The sequence below is a fragment of the Streptomyces sp. Isolate_45 genome, assembly GCF_024721315.2.
Classification (GTDB): Bacteria; Actinomycetota; Actinomycetes; order Streptomycetales; family Streptomycetaceae; genus Streptomyces.
This window is the reverse complement of the sequence record NZ_JANFAK020000292.1, coordinates 1-5,109: the sequence shown is the minus strand read 5'-3', so window position 1 is coordinate 5,109 and position 5,109 is coordinate 1. Positions and strand designations below refer to the sequence as shown.

Here is a 5,109-nt window from a genome sequence, read left to right as displayed (position 1 = left end):
GGCCCCCCCCCCCCCCGGAAACGCCGACCACCATCGCGTCCTGCGGGTGGGGCCGCGCCGGGTGGTCCACCGGCCCGGCGTACCCGGCGCCAGGGGCCGACCGCTCGTCGAGCCCGGCCGCGGGACCGGACTCCGCGGCGCGGCCCGCCGGGGACGGGGCCCAGCCCTCCGACACCGGGTCCAGGGGGTCCGCCCCGGGGCCCCCGACCGGGACCGGAACCTGAATCTGCGAGCCCGCGTGCCGCACCCGGTGTTCCTCCCCGTACGGGCCCGCCGGGCCGGCGTGCCCGGAGCGGAACTCCGAGGACCGGTCCGCGTCCCGGGCCGGGGCCCGCGTCCCGGAAGCCGACGCGGACGGAGCCACCTCGGCGAACGCCGCCGGTTCCCGGTACCGGGACTCCGGCGCCGGGGCCGCGCCCCGCGCCGGGTACTCCGTACCGGACCGGACCGGCTCGGCCGCGACCACCGTCGGCCACCGCCCCGCCGCGGAGGCCGCCGTCCGGGCCCCGGCCGGGGCCTCCTCGGGCCGGACCCGCGCGAGCGGATCGAAGGTGCCTCCGGCCACGAACGCGTGCGGCCCGGGCTGCTCCACCGGTTCCGCGACCCGGTCCGCGGGCCCGGCCGATCGCCGGGCGGCGAAACCGAGGGTCGGGAACTCCTCGGACGGGGCAGCCGCGTGGGATCCGGCCTGCGGCGCCGACCGGGTGACCCGGTCCGGCTGTTCGGCGCCGAGCCCGGTGCCGGTTTCCGACGGCCGGACCACGGGCCGCGACGACATCTCGCGGGGACGGTCGGTCGCGGGTGCCGGCATCGCGGCGGCCGGTGGCTCCGCCGGGAGGGTGTGACCCGCCGGGGCGCGGTTCCCCGCCCCCGGGGCCGCGGTCGCGGCCGGGGGGACGTGGAGGGTGCCCGTCGTGGACGTGGTGCGCGTGGGGTACATCGTTGCCTCCGTCATGCGAACAGCCGCCGCCAGGTTTCCGGGCCCGGGTAACCGTCGGCCGAGGCCCCGCGCCAGCCCTGGGCGCGCTGGAAGGCCTCGACGTTGCGGCGGTCGGCCTCGCTCCAGCGGGCGCCCGGACCGGACGTGTAGTGCTTGCCGAAGCCCTTCTTCACCAACTGGCGGCCGAGGGCTGTGATGGCCGGATGGGACTTGCCCGGGCGGAAGGCCGCCGCCCCGGGGTACGCGGGCACCCCGCCCGGCCCCGCGTGGCCGATCGGAACCGTCGGAGCGGTGGGGGTGGTGGGCGTGGTGGGCGACGTCGATCCGCCGGGGGTCGCGGGCGGGATGTCCTTGCCGCCCCGTTCCACCAGCAGCCGCCAGGTGTGCGAGCCGGGGATCCCGTCGGCGTCGGTGCCCGTCCAGCCCTGGGCCTGCTGGAAGGCCTGGGTGGCCTGCCGGTCGGAGTCGCTCCATTTCCTGCTCGCACCCTGTGGGTAGAAGCGGGACGCGCCGCGGCCGATCAGCATCGCGCCGAGCTCGGCGACGTGCGCGTTGTCCGCGCCGGGGCCGAACTTCGCCTTCCCGGGGAAGACGGTCGAGACGACCGGGGCGGGTCCGGGCTGCGGAGCCTCCGGCACGATCCCGCCCGCCACACCGTTGAACCGGTACGGCAGGTACTTGGTCGCGTTGTTCCAGTACGCGTACGGCGTGGCCTGCTTCCGCGTCGTCGGGCGCGTCTGCTCGTAGGCGACGTAGTGCGTGCGCGTCTCGTCGGCCCAGCCGCCGAAGAGGGTCACGTGGGAGCCGTTGTTGGGGTTCGCCGGGTTGTGGAAGAGCAGCATGTCCCCCGGCAGCAGCTCGTCCTTGGTGATCGGGGTGGCGAACGTGTGGAGGCTGCCGGTCCACTCGTTGGTGCCGAGGTTCCAGGCCATCGAGACGTAGCCCGAGCAGTCCTGCCGGTAGCCGTCCGTCCAGTACTCGGACATGCTGTAGGGGACCTTGGCGTCCAACCACAGCTTCGCCCGGTTGATGATCGTCGCCCGGTCGATGCGCCGGACGGCCGACGGGGCGCCGGGCAGGCCCGGCGGGCGACCGGTCGACGGACGTCCGTGCAGCGGGGCCCGGCCGCCCTGCGGGGTGTCGGGGTCGTCCAGGGTCACCGGACCCGGGCCGGGAGCCGGCGTGTGCAGGGCCACCGCGCTGCCGCCGCCGCTCAGGACCACACCGGCCGCGGTGGCGAGCACCAGCGCCCGGCGGGCCCCCCGCGCGGCCGGGTGGCCGCCGTCCCGAAGCGGTATGGCCCGCCCGCGCGCGAGGGCGCGACGCCTCTGCGCGCATCCCGGGCACTGGCAGTCGCCCGCGGGCTGGTAGTCCTCGAAGACCGGCATCGGCATCGGTGCCGGCGGCTGCTCGTGCACCGGAGGCTGCGTCGTCATGCGGTTCCGTCCACTCCCCTGCTCGTCCACTGGTCGGCCGGGCACGCATCTGGCGGGGCATCAGATTCGGCTCGACCAGACATATCGTGCACGATAAACACCCCAAACATGGGTTAATCGGACAACGCGGGCGCGGCTGGTCACGAGCAACCCTTGAGGTGGGGTAGAGTTTTCTCTGTCAGCAGGCGCCGCTAGCTCAGTTGGTTAGAGCAGCTGACTCTTAATCAGCGGGTCCGGGGTTCGAGTCCCTGGCGGCGCACGACAAGGAGAAGCCCTCCGCAGCGAAAGCTGCGGAGGGCTTCTTCCGTTGTGTCGTGCGGTGTCGTGCGGTGTCGTGTCGTTCCCGTGATGCCAGGGGTGCCTACACCTCGGTGCCGGAGCGGAAGCCGGTCCCCGTCAGGTAGGCGGAGACGACCACGTTCGCCGAGTACTGCTTGGCCGTCTTGTCGTAGTTGCCGCCGCAGGTCACCAGCCGCAGTTCGGCCCGGCCGTCGACCCGGGGGCCGTACGCCTTCTTCGGGTCGAATTCGGTCCGCTCGTAGGTCTTCACGTCCTCGACCGTGAACTCGGCGACCGAGCCGTCCGCGCGGGCGACGCGGATCTTGGCCCCCGGTTTCACCGTGGACAGGCCGAAGAACACCGCCGGCTTCGACTTGGTGTCCACGTGTCCCACCATCAGCGCCGTCCCCGCCGCTCCGGGCGCGGCCCCGGCGCCCCACCAGCCCACCGTGCCCGGGAGCTCGTACGGCGGCGGGTCGATCGAACCCCGGGAATCCAGGCCCCGCGAGATCACCGGGGCCTGGACGCCTATGGACGGTACGTCGACCCGGGCCGGCATCACCCCGGACATCGGGGCGTGGGCGGCCGGCATGCCCGCGGCCACCGGGCCGCCGCCCTGCCCGGCCTGCGCACCGGGCGGCACGCCGGTGATCTCCTTGCCCCACAGCCACAGGCCCAGGACCAGCACCGACCAGGCGGTGAAGGTCAGCAGTCGGCCGCCCGGGGTGGCCCGGTCCTCGCTCATCCGCCGCTGCGGCGGCGGCGCAGGGTGAGGGCCCGGCCCGCGACCGCCAGGGTGGCCACGGCCGCGAGGGCCGCTCCGATCAGGGTGTGCGGCAGGCCCGGGCCGTCGGCCGCGTGGCTCTTCTTCGTCGCCGCGGCGAGCCGCGTCGTCTCCGCGAGCTCCGCCGACATGCCGCCGCCGCCCGCGTGGACGGGCCAGACCGGCGAGCGGTACGGGTCGGGGCGGTGGTGCTCGCGGTGCCGGACCTCGATCGAGCCCCGAACCTCCTCGTGGCCGCCCTTGTCGCCCTTGTCGCCGTGGCCGCCCTTGCCGTCGCACTTCACGCGGATCTCGTGCCAGCCGGGCTGGGCGTGCGAGCGGATGATCGCCTCGCCGTACAGCGCCTGGCCGTCGCGGCCGTCGGACAGCCGGACCTCCGACACGAAGACGGAGGAGTGGGCCAGACCCCGGCCGCCGTCACAGCCGCGGACGCGCAGCTTGACCAGTGCCCCCGGCTCGGCCGGGTTCGGTTCCGCCGAGACGCCGCCGCGGTCCCATTCGTTGGCGAGGGCCGTGGGTGCGGTCACGACGGAGCACGCCGTCAGGGCGACGGCCACCCCCGCGACACGGAGAGCGAGCAGTGAACTGCGCATGGTGAACCTCCTCTCCTAGGAGATTCACGCGCGACGCGCCGCTCCGCATCCGGAGCGGCGCTCTTTTGGCCCGTCTGTGTCAGCCGTACGCGCCAATGCCGCGCGGGGCGTGGCTAGACCAGGTCGACGAGGTCCGCGATGGAGTCGACGGTCTTCGTCGGCCGGTAGGGGAACTTTTCGGTGTCCTGCGCCGTGGTCAGTCCGGTCAGTACGAGGAAGGTCTGCATGCCCGCCTCCAGTCCGGCCAGGACGTCGGTGTCCATCCGGTCGCCGATCATGGCGCTGCTCTCGGAGTGCGCGCCGATGGCGTTGAGGCCGGTGCGCATCATCAGCGGGTTGGGCTTGCCGGCGAAGTACGGCTGCTTGCCGGTCGCCTTGGTGATGAGCGCGGCGACGGCGCCCGTGGCGGGCAGCGGGCCCTCGGTGGAGGGGCCGGTCTCGTCGGGGTTGGTGCAGATGAAGCGGGCGCCGCCGTTGATCAGGCGGACGGCCTTCGTCATGGCCTCGAAGCTGTAGGTGCGGGTCTCGCCGAGCACCACGTAGTCGGGTTCGTGGTCGGTGAGGATGTAGCCGATGTCGTGGAGGGCGGTGGTCAGACCGGCCTCGCCGATGACGTAGGCGGTGCCGCCCGGGCGCTGGTCGTCGAGGAACTTCGCGGTGGCGAGCGCCGAGGTCCAGATGTTCTCCACCGGCACGTGGAGGCCCATCCGGCTGAGCCGGGCCTGGAGGTCGCGCGGGGTGTAGATGGAGTTGTTCGTCAGCACCAGGAAGGGCTTGCCGGACTCGCGCAGCCGCTTGATGAAGGCGTCGGCACCGGGGATCGGGGTGCCCTCGTGGATGAGGACCCCGTCCATGTCGGTGAGCCAGGATTCGATCGGCTTGCGCTCTGCCACGGGACTGTTCTCCGCTCTGCGGGGCCTCTGACCTCGGAGGCCTACTGGCCTCGGGGGCCTCTGGTCTGTACCACCCTATCCATGCCGGGGCCGGGGCGCGGGGGGGGGGCCCCGGCCCGCCGGGGCCCCCGGGGGGGGGGGGGCCCCGCGTGTCGGTGTCGAACGCCCACAAACACTTGTTTTT

General features: G+C 73.9%; 4 protein-coding genes, 1 tRNA gene and 1 pseudogene. 1 reads left to right on the top strand and 5 read right to left on the bottom strand.

Annotation, left to right across the window (positions count from 1 at the left end):
* Both NOD94_RS40165 and NOD94_RS40160 read right to left on the bottom strand, forming a co-directional pair.
* Window positions 1-940: pseudogene (locus NOD94_RS40165) on the bottom strand (hypothetical protein); the annotation flags it as partial.
* Between the two features lie 11 nt (window positions 941-951).
* Window positions 952-2,334 carry a peptidoglycan-binding protein gene (locus NOD94_RS40160; protein WP_281211190.1) on the bottom strand — a complete coding sequence of 461 codons (1,383 nt, stop codon included), beginning with the start codon at window positions 2,332-2,334 and terminating at the stop codon, window positions 952-954.
* A gap of 227 nt (window positions 2,335-2,561) precedes the next feature.
* On the opposite strand from NOD94_RS40160, the gene NOD94_RS40155 reads away from it, so the two are divergent.
* Window positions 2,562-2,635 (top strand) — tRNA-Lys (locus tag NOD94_RS40155).
* Between the two features lie 102 nt (window positions 2,636-2,737).
* Here the strand turns inward: NOD94_RS40155 and NOD94_RS40150 are convergent.
* The 3 genes from NOD94_RS40150 to NOD94_RS40140 form a co-directional block, all read right to left on the bottom strand.
* Entirely contained in the window at window positions 2,738-3,400 is a 663-nt protein-coding gene (locus NOD94_RS40150) for a class F sortase (protein WP_281211189.1), read from the bottom strand.
* Window positions 3,397-4,032: a hypothetical protein gene (locus NOD94_RS40145; RefSeq protein WP_281211188.1), complete on the bottom strand. Its 636-nt coding sequence runs from the start codon at window positions 4,030-4,032 to the stop codon at window positions 3,397-3,399. The genes NOD94_RS40150 and NOD94_RS40145 overlap by 4 nt, the downstream gene beginning before the upstream one ends.
* A gap of 113 nt (window positions 4,033-4,145) precedes the next feature.
* Window positions 4,146-4,925: an HAD-IIA family hydrolase gene (locus NOD94_RS40140; RefSeq protein WP_281211187.1), complete on the bottom strand. Its 780-nt coding sequence runs from the start codon at window positions 4,923-4,925 to the stop codon at window positions 4,146-4,148.
* Window positions 4,926-5,109: the final 184 nt, after the last annotated feature.

Excerpts from the sequence above, each read along its gene's own strand:
- NOD94_RS40160 (WP_281211190.1), bottom strand. The coding sequence starts at position 2,334 with ATGCCGATGCCGGTCTTCGAGGACTACCAGCCCGCGGGCGACTGCCAG.
- NOD94_RS40150 (WP_281211189.1), bottom strand. The coding sequence starts at position 3,400 with ATGAGCGAGGACCGGGCCACCCCGGGCGGCCGACTGCTGACCTTCACC.
- NOD94_RS40145 (WP_281211188.1), bottom strand. The coding sequence starts at position 4,032 with ATGCGCAGTTCACTGCTCGCTCTCCGTGTCGCGGGGGTGGCCGTCGCC.